17 protein-coding genes are annotated in these 17,829 nt (G+C 36.6%); 9 read left to right on the top strand and 8 right to left on the bottom strand.

Features of this window, described 5'->3' with window-relative positions; genetic code table 11:
• Positions 1 to 50: 50 nt before the first annotated feature.
• Positions 51 to 1,520, top strand: a complete 1,470-nt coding sequence (locus KIK00_RS07280; protein WP_255815885.1) for an AraC family transcriptional regulator — start codon at positions 51 to 53, stop codon at positions 1,518 to 1,520.
• A gap of 422 nt (positions 1,521 to 1,942) precedes the next feature.
• On the opposite strand, the gene KIK00_RS07285 is transcribed toward KIK00_RS07280, so the two are convergent.
• Both KIK00_RS07285 and KIK00_RS07290 read right to left on the bottom strand, forming a co-directional pair.
• Positions 1,943 to 2,539 carry a Crp/Fnr family transcriptional regulator gene (locus KIK00_RS07285; protein ID WP_255815887.1) on the bottom strand — a complete coding sequence of 199 codons (597 nt, stop codon included), beginning with the start codon at positions 2,537 to 2,539 and terminating at the stop codon, positions 1,943 to 1,945.
• Between the two features lie 178 nt (positions 2,540 to 2,717).
• Positions 2,718 to 3,101, bottom strand: coding sequence for a low affinity iron permease family protein (locus tag KIK00_RS07290; protein WP_255815889.1), 384 nt, complete (start codon positions 3,099 to 3,101; stop codon positions 2,718 to 2,720).
• Between the two features lie 121 nt (positions 3,102 to 3,222).
• Here KIK00_RS07290 and KIK00_RS07295 point away from each other — a divergent pair, with 121 nt between their 5' ends.
• Positions 3,223 to 3,786: a ferritin-like domain-containing protein gene (locus KIK00_RS07295; protein ID WP_255815890.1), complete on the top strand. Its 564-nt coding sequence runs from the start codon at positions 3,223 to 3,225 to the stop codon at positions 3,784 to 3,786.
• 285 nt (positions 3,787 to 4,071) lie between these two features.
• Here the strand turns inward: KIK00_RS07295 and KIK00_RS07300 are convergent, their stop codons facing one another.
• The 4 genes from KIK00_RS07300 to KIK00_RS07315 form a co-directional block, all read right to left on the bottom strand.
• The gene (locus KIK00_RS07300) at positions 4,072 to 4,236 is read right to left on the bottom strand and encodes a VOC family protein (RefSeq protein WP_255815891.1); all 165 of its coding nucleotides are present in this window, start codon (positions 4,234 to 4,236) and stop codon (positions 4,072 to 4,074) included.
• Positions 4,237 to 4,323: 87 nt separating this feature from the next.
• On the bottom strand, positions 4,324 to 4,509 hold the full coding sequence (locus KIK00_RS07305) for a hypothetical protein (RefSeq protein WP_047433500.1): 186 nt from the start codon (positions 4,507 to 4,509) through the stop codon (positions 4,324 to 4,326).
• Positions 4,510 to 4,994: 485 nt separating this feature from the next.
• A complete protein-coding gene (locus KIK00_RS07310) occupies positions 4,995 to 5,126 on the bottom strand; it encodes a hypothetical protein (RefSeq protein WP_255815892.1) in 132 nt (43 codons plus the stop codon).
• 7 nt (positions 5,127 to 5,133) lie between these two features.
• A complete protein-coding gene (locus KIK00_RS07315; RefSeq protein ID WP_255815893.1) occupies positions 5,134 to 5,274 on the bottom strand; it encodes a hypothetical protein in 141 nt (46 codons plus the stop codon).
• Positions 5,275 to 5,448: 174 nt separating this feature from the next.
• On the opposite strand from KIK00_RS07315, the gene KIK00_RS07320 reads away from it, so the two are divergent.
• Positions 5,449 to 5,589 carry a hypothetical protein gene (locus KIK00_RS07320; protein WP_255815894.1) on the top strand — a complete coding sequence of 47 codons (141 nt, stop codon included), beginning with the start codon at positions 5,449 to 5,451 and terminating at the stop codon, positions 5,587 to 5,589.
• Between the two features lie 183 nt (positions 5,590 to 5,772).
• On the opposite strand, the gene KIK00_RS07325 is transcribed toward KIK00_RS07320, so the two are convergent.
• Entirely contained in the window at positions 5,773 to 6,522 is a 750-nt protein-coding gene (locus KIK00_RS07325) for an NUDIX domain-containing protein (RefSeq protein WP_255815895.1), read from the bottom strand.
• A 371-nt stretch (positions 6,523 to 6,893) separates the two neighbouring features.
• Here KIK00_RS07325 and KIK00_RS07330 point away from each other — a divergent pair, with 371 nt between their 5' ends.
• The 6 genes from KIK00_RS07330 (at position 6,894) to KIK00_RS07355 (ending at position 16,782) form a co-directional block, all read left to right on the top strand.
• Positions 6,894 to 9,152 (top strand): TonB-dependent receptor, encoded by a 2,259-nt coding sequence (locus KIK00_RS07330; protein WP_255815896.1) that lies wholly within the window; start codon positions 6,894 to 6,896, stop codon positions 9,150 to 9,152.
• A gap of 10 nt (positions 9,153 to 9,162) precedes the next feature.
• Positions 9,163 to 11,454, top strand: a complete 2,292-nt coding sequence (locus tag KIK00_RS07335) for a glycoside hydrolase family 3 N-terminal domain-containing protein (RefSeq protein WP_255815897.1) — start codon at positions 9,163 to 9,165, stop codon at positions 11,452 to 11,454.
• A gap of 332 nt (positions 11,455 to 11,786) precedes the next feature.
• Positions 11,787 to 12,665, top strand: a complete 879-nt coding sequence (locus tag KIK00_RS07340) for an alpha/beta hydrolase (protein ID WP_255815898.1) — start codon at positions 11,787 to 11,789, stop codon at positions 12,663 to 12,665.
• Between the two features lie 10 nt (positions 12,666 to 12,675).
• Positions 12,676 to 13,707 carry a nucleoside hydrolase gene (locus KIK00_RS07345; RefSeq protein WP_255815899.1) on the top strand — a complete coding sequence of 344 codons (1,032 nt, stop codon included), beginning with the start codon at positions 12,676 to 12,678 and terminating at the stop codon, positions 13,705 to 13,707.
• 5 nt (positions 13,708 to 13,712) lie between these two features.
• Complete coding sequence (locus KIK00_RS07350; protein WP_255815900.1) at positions 13,713 to 16,178, top strand: glycoside hydrolase family 3 N-terminal domain-containing protein; 2,466 nt, start codon at positions 13,713 to 13,715, stop codon at positions 16,176 to 16,178.
• 472 nt (positions 16,179 to 16,650) lie between these two features.
• Positions 16,651 to 16,782: a hypothetical protein gene (locus tag KIK00_RS07355; RefSeq protein WP_255816656.1), complete on the top strand. Its 132-nt coding sequence runs from the start codon at positions 16,651 to 16,653 to the stop codon at positions 16,780 to 16,782.
• A gap of 184 nt (positions 16,783 to 16,966) precedes the next feature.
• Here KIK00_RS07355 and KIK00_RS07360 read toward each other — a convergent pair whose 3' ends face one another.
• Positions 16,967 to 17,158, bottom strand: a complete 192-nt coding sequence (locus KIK00_RS07360; protein ID WP_255815901.1) for a cold-shock protein — start codon at positions 17,156 to 17,158, stop codon at positions 16,967 to 16,969.
• Between the last annotated feature and the right edge of the window lie 671 nt (positions 17,159 to 17,829).

The following is a 17,829-nucleotide window of genomic DNA, read 5'->3' on the forward strand; positions in this document are numbered from 1 at the left end:
ATAATTTTCTCACAAAGGAGCAAATTGATAGTACATATAAAACCAACGAAATGGTTTATCCAGACGATGAAGAGGATGTTAAAAAATTAGAAGAGTTAATTAAAGCTTCTCAGGAAATCAATTATAAAAAGGGAGTGATTGTTGGTAAAATGAACTTACTCTCCTTTTTAGATTACCATTCAGATTATAAGGGAATGCTTAAACTCATCCGTGAATTAGAAGCATTAGGATTAGGAAACAACCATCAGCAACTTACCAGACTTTATATGAATAAATCATTTGCAAATGATGCGCTAGGTATAGAAAGAGAAGCGCGTCAGGATTTAAGGGAGGCCTTGGTGCATGCTAAAAAGATAGGAGGAGACAAGGGACACATAGAAGTTTCATATGTATATAATGCCACTGCAACATTTTTCAATGATAAATCTCCTGATTCTGTATTTTATTATCAGAAAAAAGAACTGAATGAACTTGTACAAATAAGTAACAAAAATTCAAAAAAAGTACAGATGTCCATTGCACTCAATAAACTCAATATTGGAAAATCTTATCTGGTTTTGAAACCACAGCAACTGGATCTGGCAGAACCTTATTTTATGGATGCTTATAATTATAAAACTACACATCCTGATATTTTTGAAGAACTCGATTTACCAATATTGTGTGGTGTTGCTCATTTTTATTCTTATAAGAAAGATTATAACAAGTCACTTGAAATTTTAAACGAAGTTTTGCAAAGGGAAAAAACAAAGAACAGTCCTTCTTACAGATCTTATGCTTATTCGGTTCTTACAGATGTTTATGAAGGTTTGGGAAACTCAAAAGAGCAGGCTAAATATGCAAAATTATATGCATCATTAAATGATAGCATCAACCGGGTTGCCAAAAAAGAGGTAAGTCAACAATTTGACAAACTGGTCACAAATGTTGAAACTAAAAAGGAAAAAGAGTACAGTTCTAATTTAAAAATGATACTTATAGCTACCGGTTGTTTTATTTTAATTTTATCGTTGATCACTTGGTTTTCTTGGAAAAGAAAAAATAAAATCATTCACAAAAAATATGAAGATCTTATTACTAAAGTAAGTACAGAACAAACACAGCAGAAATTAAAATTACAAGACAGCGTTAAAAATAATGAAACAAAGTCATTGGTAATAATTACTGATAATACAACGAGAGCACTTCTCTTTAAACTTGAAAAATTCGAAACTTCAGAGAAATACCTTCGGAAAGATCTCAGTCTTACATGGATGGCTAACAATCTGAATACTAATACAAAATATCTTTCAGAAATTATTAAAATATACAGGGATCATAATTTTACCAGCTATATCAATGAACACCGTATCAACTATATTATTAAAAAACTCTATGAAAATCCGGTTTACAGAGAATACAAAATAGCTTATCTTTCTGAAGAGTGCGGATATTCAACCCCAAGAGTATTTGTTAACGCCTTTAAAAAAGAAACAGGTTTTACACCATCATATTTTATAGAACAGCTAAAATCTTCATAACCTTTACAAACATATAAGAGACCTTTATGTTTAATTTGGTAATGATATACCTAAATGTACCAGATTGGAATTTTATAAAAAATCAATTTTACTACTTATTTACTAATGAACTGTATTATAAAATAAGCGATATTTTAGTTTTGTGTTTTAGTACATTCAGGTATATAATTGCATTATTTTTTTCTGATGACTTAAAAAATCTTCTGAGTTTAGGTTTTGGTTATGATATAGTTATACGTGTCAGCTAGTTTTTATTAAAGAGTTTGTATCATACTATGTAAATTTCTTCTATAGAATCTGAAATTAATTCATCTGTACAATTGATACATTTAAGTATATTATCACCTCTTTTTTATATTCCAATATCTGGTTAACAGAATTATCTTTTATTCAACATGAAATATTGTTATCATAAAAATACCTTAATATAAAATCGTTCGTCCATCAAGCCTAAGAACCTCATCTTCTGCCATTTTCTTAATCGTCCGTATTACTGTTTCGACACGCAAACCCGTTAAATTGGCTATTTGTTGCCTGGTGAGCGGAACTGGGTAAGAATAGGGGGTTTGTTTTATTGAACTTTCCTTATAATAATCCATTAACGATTTTATTTTCGACGCCGGATCAATGGCTGAATTGTTAAACAGCATCACATATTTGTAGAAAAGACGATCTGAAAGATAACGGAAAATCGTAAACATCAATTCCGTATTTGTACTCAGCATGCTCAGAAAATTGGATTTTGGTAATTTCAGGATCCGGCAGTCAGTTTTTGCAATGGCATTCATGGGATAGTTTTTATTCCCAAACAGTAAAGATTCTCCAAAGCTTTGACCCTCTGAGAGGATATTCAGGGTAAACTCCTTTCCATCCTCATGGTAATTGTTCAGTTCTACTGTCCCCTTAACAATCTGGAAATAATATTGAGGAATATTTCCCATTTCATAAATAATTTCCTTTGCGGGATAATCCTCGTAAACTGCTCCATTTTCGAGCAAAAGATTTTCATCGATGATCATATTATCTATATTTTGTTATGGTTCCGAATGAATATCTCAGTAAAAATTGACAATATCTTTACATGCAAATTTTAGACCACTCACATATAAAAATGATCTTCAAACGATGCTCCAAGAAACAAGTAGGCATCTATTCTCAACCTTAAAACTACTATAACGGATTAGATTCATCAAAAAATTATTTCTGACTGTTTTGTTTTTTTGGAGGAACCTTTCCAATCCTTTCATAAAATTTATGGAGCTCATCAAGTTCTTCCTCTGTAAGGTCTTCGATATCAACTATGTTATCACTTGCCTGCTCATGGCTTGCAATCAGTTCATTGAGTTTTATCTGGATTGCTTTTGAATCTTTATTTTGTGCTTTCTGGATTAAAAATACCATCAGAAAAGTGATAATGGTAGTGCCTGTATTAATAACCATTTGCCAGACTTCTGAAAATTTAAACATCGGTCCGGTGGCTGCCCAAATGATTACTAATAAACTTGCTCCAATAAAAGCACCCGCACTGCCTGTAAAGCAAACAGCCCAATCCGCAAACCGGTCAAATAGATTCTTTTTCATAATGCTAAAATTTCTTCTAATGTATTGATCTGTTCATTATCGATTTATGAGCCAGATCATATCCAAGTATAAATGGTCCTAGAATTGCAGCAATTAGGATTATCACACTAAATCTAATATTATGGCAACCAAAACAGTATCAAAGAAAACAACAACAAAAACACCTGCAAAATCAGGAAAAACACCAGCTAAAAAAAATGCTTCTAAAGGATTGAAAGATCTATTTGAAGAAGGGTTAAAAGACATCTATTGGGCAGAAAAGGCTTTGGTAAAAAGCTTACCCAAAATGCATAAAAATGCAACAGATAAAAAGCTCAAACTCGCTATTGAAAATCACCTGCTGGAAACTGAAGTTCATGTAAAGAGACTTGAGGAATGTTTTAAATCGCTAAAAAAGAAGGCTCAGGCAAAAAAATGTGATGCCATGCAGGGGCTTCTTGATGAGGGGAAAAGCATCATGGAAGAAACTGAACCTGGTACGGTGAGGGATGCAGGGATCATAGCCGCTGCGCAGAAAGTCGAACACTATGAAATTTCGACGTATGGGACACTTGCTGCCTATGCAAAAGTTCTTAAGGAAAATATATGTCTAAAAAATCTTTTAGCAACCCTAAATGAAGAAAAGAAATGTGATAAGTTACTGAGTAAAATTGCAGACATTGGACTCAATAGCAAAGCTTTGTAGTAATTACTTATAAATAAAGCTGTTATTGATTTCTGAGATGGTACATTAACTAAAACCCTCCAACTAAGGAGGGTATGGTTGTAGAGATTGATCTACAACTATTATGATATAACAAAAGTAGTATTCAAGATGGCATCAACTTATGATTATAGTCACAAAGAATTCACAATTTGACAATATCCATTTTGATGCACTTATTAAAAGCTGCATAGATTAATCTCGGCAGCTTTTAATAAGAGGTATTGTTACCTATCACTCTCCTATTAAATCCTGACTGCTCGCATTTTATTCTTTGATATTCTGTTGTACAATACAAAATGAATTGCCTTCAGGATCCTGAAGAACAACATAGTCGGCATCCTTTTCATAATTCCATCCCTTTATTTTTGAAGCACCAATACTAAGAAGCCGTTCCACCTCTTTATTCTGGTTATCGGTTTTTAAATCCATGTCTGCATTTTTTAAATAACTGCATAAATATTCCTGTCAAAATATTTTTTTGACCTGCTCCTTCTCATCTTCTTTAAAACAAAATAATTATGCTTCGTCTTTGGTATTTTTGACAAGACCTATCCCGGAAAAAAAGAATATCAGTCCGAGAACCCCGATTACACCTAATGTTGTATAAGCCGAGCTTTTATTAATCAATTCATATCCTGTATAAATCAAACCTGCGATTCCTAAAACAGTCAGTATTGTTCCAAATGTGCGTTTAACGTTCATAACAGTATTTTTTTATGTTAAATAATAGTATTCTATAATTTTATCAGTTAATTACTGATATCTTTTTTAGATTATCAACACAGCATTAAAACAGTTTTCAAGCATTAAGGTAAACTGTAACACGAGGTAAAAAAACTATACCCGAACTTTAGGGATAAAAATATTTCCTTTCCCTATCTTTTTAATTTGTTACTACTATCACGTGATTAATATCCCAGCGGTTAAAAAAATTGCAAAAATTAAGCCGTTTGGATAAAAATATTCATTGATTGATCGAGAAAATAATTTTACGAACGTTATAAATAAATTAGACTTTCCTAGAATGACTGTCTCCAATTTTTGAATTCAAAACTACAAATACTTAAAATGAGAGGGTACTGACATTCTATAGAATATAATTTTAGTTGCGCCTGGAATTATGGTTGCATATCAATAATACGGTTTACTTCTTTTATTTTAGTGGCCTCCATAATAATTCTGTAGCTTTAAAATATCTTTGCCAATAAAAATCCTGTCACTAAAGCGGCAACAGCTGCGATTACAATCTTTTGATAATCTGTTTTACTATTGTTTACTTCCATATTCAGTCTTACATTTTCCTGCTGTAAAGATTCCATTCCAGCTTTAAGCTTTCACTCCACCGAAAGAGTATCTTCCCTTAAGGTAAATAAGATTAACGGTTGCATTAAGTTTTAATGCATTACTAAACAGCCCAAGTACCGATCCTGGAGAATAAATCTGATAAATAGGATCATTTCCCTGCATGTTCTTCCTCAAATTAAATGAAAAATCACATCATAGTATCTAGTATTTAAACTATTCATTGCAGCCGCTTCCCAACTTTTAAAACCAAATCAATCAGAACGTTAAAATTCGTTAATTTCAACTAGTATATAATAATTATTCATGAGATTTGTTGTGAACATAAAATATATTAGTATGAAAAATTTAAAAAAGCTTAAAAAAGCAGAATTAAAAACAATTGTTGGCGGAGCAGATTGTACCAGACTATGTTTTATCAATGATAAACTAACATGCGTTCCGTACAGTTCATGTGGTGGCCCTGGACTTGAGCCATAAAAAAATTAATAACCTGTTTTTCAAATACATATTTTCAGGCTATTTTCAATACTCGTAAAATATCTGAAAAACAGGTTATCTTATACCTTTAAATAACTCAGTCATTTTGATTTTTCCATTATCTTTTTTTATAACGTACCAATGTGTATTATTCCCAATTAACCCCGCCTACTTATTTGAAAATTACCAGCTATTGACACCATCCTGCAATGCCTTTTCGTAATTTTCCCTGTCAAAAGAATATAACTCCTGTGCTTTATGCGCCCCACCCTTTCGAAGCTCGTTTAATTTTTTCAGAATACCCATATTCTTGATCTTTCTATAAAAATTACCACGGTTAAGATCTCTGCCCAATATCGTTTCATACAACTTTTGCAGCTCAGTCATCGTAAATTTCTCCGGTAACAGATTATACCCTATAGGTTTATAGGTGATGCGCTCTCTAAGGGTCAGGAGCGCTTTCTGGATAATTTCCTTATGGTCCATTGTAATAGGATATCTGTCAAGATTGTTGACATCCAGCCAGTCAAATTCTTCACTCATTTCATCTGCTTTGGGAGAAACATTATGGTAATTGACCAGTGCATAATACCCAATGGAAACAAATCTCTGTTTATGCCACAGGCTGTCTTCATAATCAGCAAAAGAGTCTTCGCTTCTGCCATACTTTCCGAATACCGCAAACTCCTCCAGAAATATATCGGACACCCCTGCACGCTCGGACAGAATTCTCACAGCCGCATCATCAATATTCTCTTTCTTTTTAAGATAACCACCAGGAAGAAACCACTGCTGATTAAACTTCATTTTGATCGCAAGTACCTTAAGCTCATTTTCGCTAAAGCCAAAAATGACCGTATCGATGGAAATATGTGGTAAATATAATTGATAGGACTCAGCTGATTTCTCTATGATCTGCTTATGGGGACTCATGCTTATTTTCTATTGTTTGGTTGCAACAAATTTAAGGTCATATTCAGGAAGAACCAAAATTTACACTTCCAGATTGTTTTTTTGGGTAATGTTCAGTTCAGGATTTCTTAACATTCCCTAAACTTCCCAGTCTATTTCACAATAAAACACTTTTTTATTTATCTAATAATCAAACAAATACATAAATATTAATTTTTCGCAACATTCCATTTGGTTGTATCAAAAAAAGAATGTAATATTAGTTGCTTCTTTAAGAAGCAACTAATATTTATCAGGAAATATTGGATCCTATACCATATAATGATACCGTATCCGTGATTCGATAACTCTCTGCACGATTAAAACCACAAAAAACAGATTAATTGATAATTATGAAAAATCTAAAATTTACAATTTCCGCTTTGGGACTGATGTTTTCCTTCAGTACTGCGCTCGGGCAGCAGACCGATAGCCTGGCAGCGAAAAATGCCGTGAATACAGCTATAAAAGGTGCAGAAGGTGTAAAGACTGTTACCTCCAAAGAAGACAACAACAGGAACGTCATGTTAAACGCGGCCAATAACACAAGTCCCAGAGACGTAAATATCGGTCTGCCATCAACCGTCGGAGGAATTACAATTCTTGAAAACGACCTTCCTGTGGTTTATTTTTTCTGGCCGGAACTGCCCAATAAAACATGGAGACAGAGTGTGGGCCTTGAAAAAACCGGACTTCTGAAAATGGATCAGCTGGCAAATACAATGGGAGATCTTGGTTTCGCGGTAAATTCATACGCGCAGACGGGAACCAAAGATTTCAAACTGAAAGGAAAGCTTACTACGAGCACCTTTGGTTGGCTGCAGGGCGATGTAAATGCATCAGGACCGATTTCTAAAAACGGCTGGAGCTATACAGTCGGAGCGTTCGCAAATTATGATCCGAGCACCTATAAACTGGGGTTTGCAAGAAATGCCGATGAAACAAAGATTTTCAGGGTCGGCGCCACTAAATATTTCGATAACGATAAGGGCAAAATCTCCATCTTATATAAATATGCGGATTCTTACAGCATCACCAATTATGCGGTTTTTCAATATGGAGAAAACGGAAAAGTAACGGAGCTCGATAATTTCAAAATCGGGAGGGATTCCTATGTGGTAAGAGATGGACAGATGAAAGTCAAAGATATCCTCACGGGCGAATCTTATTGGGCGTCCATGAGTGGCAAAGATAACAGGTCAACCTCCCACAACATTGATATCTTTGGTAATTATCTTTTGAACAGTGGCTGGAATTTCAGATTCTCCACAAGAGCCCATTTTTCAAAAGCTAAAATGTCCAATATGATTCCTTTAAGCATTTTCAATGCCGATCCTTCTGCAGGATATACTTTGGCTTCCAGTGGTCAGGCTTATTCGGGACAGGTAGGAACTATTCTGGGAATGTATACGCCGGAAACCCCTATTACAAATATCGCAGGCCGCTTTTCGTTGAATAAACAGGTCGGAAATCATAACGTGACTTTCGGTGTATTGGAACAGTATTATCACGTTGACAAATTCACGTCCAATCGTTCTTTCTTCTTCCAGACTGTTGAGCCGCAGCCTCAGCGATTGATCGGCCCAAATACCGATGCTGACGGGTTCTATAACTACAATGCAGGAGGCGAATATCACAGCGGAACAGAGAACAAACTTTCTCTGTATGGTACCGATGAATGGAAAGTTACCGACAATTTTAATCTGAGTTACGGTTTGCATCTGAGAAATCATATCCTAGATGGAGAATACTCTTTGACTCCCAGAACGATTGGGTTCAGTTTCACGGACCCTGGTCAGTTTAATCACATCAGTCAAAATTTCTTCCAGATTGCAGGAAGTTTGAATGCGACTTACAACATTACCAAAAATTTCGGAGTTTTAGCCAACTTCTTATACACAGAAGAAAACAGAAGATTGGAAAGTTACTCTCAGGCTTTTGAACCTAATACCAATAAAATTAAAAGCCCATTGGGAGCAATTGGAATTTTCTGGAATACAGACTGGATCCAGTTAATTTCCCAGGCAACCTATCTGAAAAAAAATAATAACCTTAACAGGTACAACCTGGTCAATCCTGCCAATAGTTCTGAGGCACAGACCACGACCGTTTATTACGATATCCAGACATTGGGCTGGACCACAGACTTTGTTTTAAAGCCTTTCAAAGGATTTAATCTTCATTACCTGATTACATTGCAGAACCCGGTGTATAAGAAATTTAATTTCAATGCTTTCGGAAAAGATTACAATTACAGCGACAATAATGTTCTGGGGGTGGCCAAAACGCTGATGGAAATCGACCCAAGCTACTCGACCGGCAAATGGAGGTTCTGGGCGAGTTTCAGGTATTTCTCAAAACAGTATGCGAATCTGACCAATGCACTATATTTTGCGCCGAGATGGGAAACTTTCGGTGGTGTAAATTATACGGTTAACAAAAACATCAATGTAGGTGCAACGGTTATCAACTTCCTGAACCAGAGAGGGGCAAGCGGAACCATCAATGGTGCCGAACTGATTACAGATGCAAGCCCGTATTACGGAAAACTACTGACAGGAACGTATATTATGCCATTGACAGGTCAATTCTCAGTAAACTTTAATTTCTAAATTGTAAACAATGAAAAGAACGGTTTTAAATGTTGCTGCATTATTTTTAGGAGTAACAGCATTTGCACAGAATATTCAGACAGTAACAAATTCTAAAGGTCCTGTTTTAGGGTATTCCGCAGATTCAGGTGTAAAAATTCTTACAATTGGTGGAAATAAATTCAAAGATTTAAACAGAAACGGAAAACTTGACAAATACGAAGACTGGAGACTTCCCGTTGACGAAAGAGCAAAAGATTTAGCATCAAAAATGACGGTCGAACAGATTGCAGGTTTAATGCTGTACAGCGGCCACCAATCTGTTCCTGCACCTGCAGACGGTTTCCGGGCAGGAAAATATAACGGAATGCTGTATAAAGAAAGCGGTGCAAAAGCCTCTGATTTAACAGACCAGCAAAAGAAATTTTTAAAAGAAGACTACCTTCGTCATGTTTTGGTAACAACCGTTGAATCTCCTGAAATTGCAGCACAATGGAGCAACAATATTCAGGCTTATATAGAAGGTCTGGGATTGGGAATTCCAGCCAACAACAGTACAGACCCGAGACATTCTGCAACCGTAACGGCTGAGTTTAATGAAGGAGCAGGCGGACAAATTTCTCTTTGGCCGGATGGCTTAGCAATGGGTGCAACTTTCGACCCGGAATTGGTTAGAAAATTCGGGAACATCGCAGCTCAGGAATACAGAGCATTGGGGATTTCAACGGCCCTATCACCTCAAATCGACCTGGGAACAGAACCGCGTTGGTACAGAATCGCTTATGTTTTCTCTGAAAGTCCGGAACTGACAGCAGATTTAGGAAGAGGTTATATTGATGGATTCCAGACAACTAGCAGAAGCAAAAACGGTTGGGGTAACAAAAGTGTAAATGCGATGGTAAAACATTGGCCGGGAGGAGGTCCTGAAGAAGGCGGTCGTGACGGCCACTGGGCGATGGGGAAATTTGCTGTTTATCCGGGAAATAATTTCCAGAATCACGTAAAACCTTTTACGGAAGGTGCTTTCAAATTAAGCGGAGGAACAAAAGAAGCTTCTGCGGTAATGCCTTATTATACAATCAGCTTTAACCAGGATACGAAAAACGGAGAAAATGTCGGAAACGGTTACAGTAAATATCTGATCACAGATTTACTTCGTGGAAAATACAAATATGATGGCGTGGTGTGTACCGACTGGTTAATTACAGCAGACGAACCAAAAACTCCGGGAGGATTTGCCGGAAAACCCTGGGGTGCCGAGAAATTATCAATCGCTGAACGTCACTACAAGGTCTTGGAAGCGGGTGTTGATCAGTTTGGAGGAAATAATGATAAAGGACCCGTTTTGGAAGCGTATCAGATGGGAATGAAAGAGTACGGTGAAAAAGCATACCGTGCAAAATTTGAGCAGTCTGCCGTTCGTTTGCTGAGAAATTTCTTCAGAACAGGATTGTTTGAAAATCCTTACGTTAATGTTGAAGAAACTAGGAAAATCGTTGGCAATCCTGAGTTTATGAAGGCGGGTTACGAAGCGCAGGTTAAATCGATTGTGATGCTGAAAAATAAAGGAAGTGTTCTTCCTATCAAAGAAAGAAAAACGGTTTACATTCCAAAGCGATATTCTCCCGCAACATTCAATTGGTGGGGAATTTACACAGCCCCGTCTCTGGACTATCCCGTGGATATCGAAAAAGTCAAAAAACATTATAATGTAACCGAAGACCCTACAAAGGCGGATTTCGCACTGGTTTTTGTGAAAAGCCCGCACAGTGAAGAGGGCGGTTACAGCGATATCGATGCCGCAGAAGGCGGAAACGGGTATCTTCCGATTTCTCTTCAGTATCAGACTTACACAGCGACAGAAGCCCGTGAAAAAAGTATTGCGGCAGGCGACCCCGTTGTAGCCCCAAATGTACACGACAGAACATTTAAAAATAAAATTTCAACGGCCACCAATTTCACTGATTTACTGACGATTGAAAACACCTATAAGGCAATGAACGGAAAACCTGTCATTGTTTCTGTAACAGCTTCAAAACCGATGATCTTCAACGAATTTGAAAAGCACGCTGATGCGATTCTGATGAACTTCAATGTCTCCAATCAGGCGGTTGTGGATATCGTAACCGGAAAATATGAGCCTTCGGGACTGCTTCCTCTTCAGATGCCTGCAAATATGGCAACTGTTGAAAGGCAGAAAGAGGATGTTCCTTACGATATGGAAACACACAAGGACTCCGAAGGTCATAACTACGATTTCGGATACGGAATGAACTGGTCCGGCGTAATTAAAGATGCCAGAACTCAAAAATATCATAAGTAATAGTTCATTAAAAAATTAGTTAATTGATGTCTTGAGACCGGGCATTATGTTCGGTCTCATTTCTTTAACAGTAATTATTTGGGGAGCTTTATCCGCCTTCCACTCCCAATCTTTTTTGCAATACAATTCCAGTTTAAACAGAACTCGAAGATCAGGCAAAAAAGGATTTCCGTTCAAGTCGGGCTGCGAGAAATCCTATGTTAAAGCCAACATAGTCTTTGTCATTCCGTAGGTATCTCAACAATGATATTTGAAATACTGAGCTTAGATTCCTATGGAATGACAAACTAACTACAAAGTTTAAGAACTAAAAATCAAAACAATTTAAAAAAATGAAAAAATTAATCATATCAAGTTTATTTCTTGCAGGTTTAACAACCATCAACGCTCAAAAATCAATTCCATTATACAAAGGAAAAGCGCCGGGAACAGAAAACTGGACACAAAAAGAAGCACAGCAATTCAATGAATTGTTTAAAACGGAAGTTGTTTTCAATGTTTCACAACCTTCAATGCTAGTCTTTGAAGCTGATAAAGCAAAAGCCAACGGAACAGTTATCGTTGTTGCTCCAGGTGGTGGTTTTCAAAGTTTATCCATCAACAGAGAAGGAATTGATGTTGCCAAAAAATTAGCAGAAAACGGAATTACTGCAATCGTTTTAAAATACCGATTACTGGAAACAAAATCCAACGACCCGGCAAAAGAAATGATGGAAGGTATCAAAGACAGAAAAGCATTTGACGCAAAAACAGCTCCAATCAAAGTAATGGCTGGAGACGACATCAAGACGGCCATTTCCTACATCAGAACCCACGCAAAAGAATTAAATATCAATCCTGAAAAACTGGGTGTTATCGGTTTTTCAGCGGGTGCAAGTGTGATTTTGGAAAGTGTTCTTCACAGCAAAGATGCTTCAACGTTACCCAACTTCGCAGCTTCGATTTACGGCGGGCCAAGTCAGGATATTTTAGATACACAGATTCCTTCAACGCCGTTACCATTGTTTATTTGTGCCGCAAGTGATGACCAATTAAAACTGGCTCCAAAATCAGTTTTATTATACAACAAATGGATGGAAGCAGGACAGCCAACTGAACTTCACATCTACGAAAAAGGTGGTCACGGTTTCGGAATGGGGAAACAAAATCTTCCTGTTGATAAATGGTCGGATGTCTATTTGGATTGGTTGAAATTCCACAAGTTTTTATAATTAATCATTGATGAAAACAATATTGGTAAGTGTATTATCCGTATTTGCAGGAGTGTCATTGTTTGCTCAGACGACTTCCGCACTTCCGGGAATGGACAAATTTGTAAAGCCTAGATACAGAGTCATCGTCGACAATGATTTCAGTGGCGACCCGGATGGCTTGTTTCAGCTCGTTCATCAGATTCTTTCACCTTCCACAGAAATCAAAGGAATTATCGGTTCCCATTTAAAACCGGGGGATCCGTTTGATTCATCAAAAGTTACTGCTGAAAATGCAGTGAAGAAAGTCAACGAAACGTTGGAAGTAATGAATTTGAAAAACAGATTTTCAGTTTTCCAAGGTTCAAATGATCAGCTGAAAGACTTGAAAACGCCAAACATTTCCGAAGGTGCAAAAGCAATTGTTGCAGAAGCAATGAAAGCGGATGAGAAAAATCCTTTGTTTGTGGTTTGTGGCGCAGGTTTGACGGAAGTGGCAAGTGCCTATTTAATGGAACCAAAAATCGCTGACAAAATTATTGTCGTTTGGATTGGCGGTCCGGAATATCCTGATTTAGCAACCCCTCCTCCCGGTTACACGCCTTTGGAATACAATCTCGGAATCGACATCAGAGCAGCACAGGTTGTTTTTAACGAATCAAATCTTAATATCTGGCAGATTCCGAGGAATGCTTACCGACAAGCTTTGATGTCATATGGAGAACTTGTGACCAAAGTGAAGCCTGAAGGAAAAACAGGAGCTTATCTTACCAAGAAAATCGAAGATTTAATGGAAAGAACGCAGAAATTCAATCTGTTAATTGGTGAAACTTATATTATGGGGGACAGTCCGTTGGTGTTATTTACAGCTTTACAGTCTTCGTTTGAAGCTGATTCGTCTTCAAGTTCGTATGTCGTCAAAAATGCTCCAAAAATTAATGATAACGGACTTTACGAATACAATCCTAAAGGAAGAAACATCAGAGTGTACACGCAACTTGATACACGAATGATGTTCGCAGATTTCTATACAAAAATTAAAATGTTCAATACTAAAAGATAAAAATTATGAAGAAGAATGTATCTACATTGATCAGACTTTCTCAGAAAGCAAAATATTCAGGTTTATTCCTGGCTTTATTCGCAGCATCACCTTATGCAAAAGCTCAAAATAACAATCTAACCGTAACAGTTGACGGAAAAACATTTAAAGATTCCAACAAAAACGGAAAATTAGATATTTGGGAAGACACAAGGCTTTCGGTGGACAAAAGAATTGACGCCATCATCAAACAAATGACCAACGAAGAAAAAGTAAACCTTCTGATTGGAACAGGAATGCCCGGAATTGAAGTTCTGACAGGACCTGTCGGAGACTCAAAGCAAGGTTTGGTTCCCGGTGCAGCAGGTGGAACAGCTAATTTCGACAGATTCGGAATTCCCGCTACCATTGTGGCAGATGGACCTGCAGGTTTGAGAATTGCCCCGACCAGGGAAAATGATTCCAGAACGTATTATGCAACGGCATTTCCTGTGGGGACTGCTTTAGCTTCAACCTGGAATAAAACACTTTTGGAGCAGGTTGGAAAAGCAATGGGAAATGAAGTGAAAGAATACGGTGTGGACGTACTTTTAGCACCAGCCCTGAATATCCAGCGAAACCCCTTGAACGGAAGAAATTTCGAATATTATTCGGAAGACCCTTTAGTTTCCGGAAAAACAGCCGCCTCTATCGTGAACGGAATCCAGTCTCAAGGTGTAGGAACATCCATCAAACATTTTGCTGCGAATAATGAGGAAACGAACCGTTTGACCATCAACGCTCACGTTTCAGAAAGAGCAATGCGGGAATTGTATCTGAGAAATTTTGAAATCGCCGTTAAAGAATCTCAGCCCTGGACGGTAATGTCTTCTTACAATAAAGTGAATGGTATTTATACATCAGATTCAAAAGATTTACTGACTCAGGTTTTGAGAAACGAATGGGGCTTTAAAGGAATTGTGATGACCGACTGGTTCGGTGGTTTCCCCGGATTTGAATCCATTAGAAACGGAGGCATTTCCGATGTTGTAAAACAGATGAATGCAGGTAACGACCTTTTGATGCCGGGAATTCCCACACAGAAAAAAGTGTTGCTGGAAGCTTTAAATTCAGGGATATTATCTCAGCAGGTGGCCGACCTCAACGTGAGAAGAATCCTGGAATATGTCTTCAAAACGCCCACTTTTGCGCAATATGAATACAATGATAAACCCAACTTAGTTGAACATGCAGAAGTAACAAGAAACGCAGCAACAGAAGGTATGGTTTTGCTTAAAAATGAACAAAATACTTTACCTTTTGCAGGCAAGCAGAAAGAAGTTTCATTATTCGGAGTGACTTCTTATGCGTGGATTACAGGCGGAACAGGAAGCGGAAGTGTGAACAACAAGCACACAGTTTCTTTATTGGAAGGATTGAATACGGCCGGTTATAAATTAGACAAAGAATTGGTTGATTTATATAAGCCCTTTGCTGAAAAAGAAGTCACTGCCGAAAAAGAAAGAAGGAAAGCAAGAGGAATTTTAGCACTTCCTGAAAGACTTCCCGAAATAAAACTGGATGATGCATTCTATGCTAAAAAAGCGGAAACTTCTGAAATCGCTTTTGTGACGTTGGGAAGAAACTCAGGAGAAGGTGGTGACAGAGTGGTGAATGATGATTTCAATTTAGCCGCTGAAGAAATCGAAATGCTGGATAAAATCTCCAAAGCCTTCCATGCAAAGGGGAAAAAAGTTGTCGTGATTCTGAATATAGGTGGTGTTATTGAAACCGCTTCCTGGAAAGATAAAGTGGATGCCATTCTTTTGGCTTGGCAACCGGGACAGGAAGGCGGACATTCTGTTGCGGATGTTATTTCTGGAAAGGTGAATCCATCAGGAAAACTGACGATGACTTTCCCTGTGAATTATACAGACCACGCTTCAGCTGAGAACTTCCCGGGAGTTCCCGCAGACAATCCGAAAGATGTTACGTATCAGGAAGGTGTATATGTAGGTTACCGTTATTTCAGTACGTTTGGTGTAAAACCTTCGTATGAATTCGGGTATGGAAAATCTTATACGGATTTTGCTTATTCAGATATTAAAACCACTTCCAAGATTTTTAATAATAAATTGGAAGTAACTGTTGAAGTAAAAAATACAGGAAAAATTGCAGGAAAGGAAGTGGTTGAACTGTATCTGTCTGCTCCCGGAAAAAATGTTGACAAACCAAAATCCGAGCTTAAAGCATACACGAAAACCAGAGAACTTAAACCGGGAGAATCACAAAGGGTTACTTTGACATTGGACCCGAAAGATTTGGCTTCATTTGAAACCGCAAAATCTGCCTGGATTGCAGAAGCCGGAAATTACAAAGTGTCAGTCGGTGCATCTTCTTTGGACATCAAACAGACGGCAGAATTTTCTGTTCCGAAAGAACTGGTGGTTGAAAAAGTGCAGCATATCCTTCCATCGGATCAAAAGTTTGAAGATCTGAAACCTAAAAAATAAAATAGCCAGCTACTATTGGATCGTACAATTTGATTACCCGACCTAAGGTTAAATAATTTTCGGAAAATAGCGACAATGTTTAATTTTTTAATTGACAAAGATGAGCTCTATAATTCCTGTTTAATTTGACTCAAGCGAATCAAATCATCTATAAAAGTATTTGAAGATACGCTCGTTAAAGTCACAAGACCGACATTTGAAGATTTTACTCTTCGATGTCGGTTTTTTTTGTTTTCTAATTCATTGTTATACTGATACATACACTAAGAAACAATATTCATTTTAGGTGTTTGAAAACTTTTTCCGTCAAATACGACTTTTGGGGAAATATCAAACACCCAATCGTTCTCTTTGTTAGTAAATCGCCCTTTTGGTAGAGGTTTACAAGGTTTTCCATCGAGTCGAGGAATGACTTAAAAACTTAGCAAACCAGTTATCTCTTGAGTTCGGCAAAGGTTTCAATGAAAAAAATCTGAATTATATGAGGGTTTTCTTTAGCTCTTTTCCAATTTGGAACGCAATGCGTACCGAATTGAGTTGGACCCATTATAGGATTATTAGCAGAATAGACAATCCGGATCACAGATTACATTTGATCCGGTAGTAGAATTGGGTTCAGCAGGGCTAGGGATATTTCAAATGAAAATTAATGTATTGTAGCTGGATCAGAGTCAGGATTACTTAATGTATTTGAGTCAGAAATAATTATGTACTGAGAAGTTCAAAATAAAAAAGAGAGTAAATGAATTATTTACTCTCTCAATAACGTATATAGTTATTAATTGAAGTTACGCTATTTTAACGTTAACTGCATTAACACCTTTGTTCCCATTTTGTAAATCGAATGTTACAACATCGTTTTCACGAATGTTATCTATTAAACCTGAAGTATGTACGAAAACATCTTGCCCACCTGTTGATGGAGTAATAAAACCAAATCCTTTGGTATCGTTAAAGAATTTTACTGTTCCTTGTTGCATTGTATATGTATTAAAAAATTATTGTATTCTGTTTTAAAGGATCAATTATCCTTGTGTCCTGATGTAAATCAAAACGATAATAATTTTTGAGAAAAAAAATTGGATGAATAGAATTTAAGAGTGAAAATCGAACTTCTTAAAAGGTAGAACACCTAAAATATTAATGACAAAATTGAGCGGCTGACATTACATGTAAGATTAAATTAAAATCTGATATTATGCAGTTGCCTTATTATCTTACAAACATAGGTTTAATAATTGACATGTGCAATTATATTTCTCACTCATCTATTAAAATTCAAAATTGGTCAATTAAACACAGAAGATGAATAATAGAACTGAATCCTGATAATGAAATGGGAAAAGGGTGATTCAGGAGCTGATGAAGTAGTAATTTTTCAACTGTTATTTCATAAAGACCACCTATTAAGTGGGGAATATTTAAATCTGTAGTCTTTTCTATTTTTTCAGAAAAAGTATATGTAAATAAATTGTACCGTTTTTTACAATGCTAATAAAAAATAGGTTAAAAAAGTCTTATCTAAGATGTAACATTTTTTTCAGATACATCATTTAAACCATGACATCAATTTTTTCAATGGATTTTGGGATTATTATATGAAATAAAGAAAAGTTTTTTACTTGTAGGTCTATTAGTTTTTAAAGATTAA

Origin of the sequence: Chryseobacterium sp. MA9 (assembly GCF_024399315.1) — a bacterium.
Lineage (GTDB): Bacteria > Bacteroidota > Bacteroidia > Flavobacteriales > Weeksellaceae > Chryseobacterium.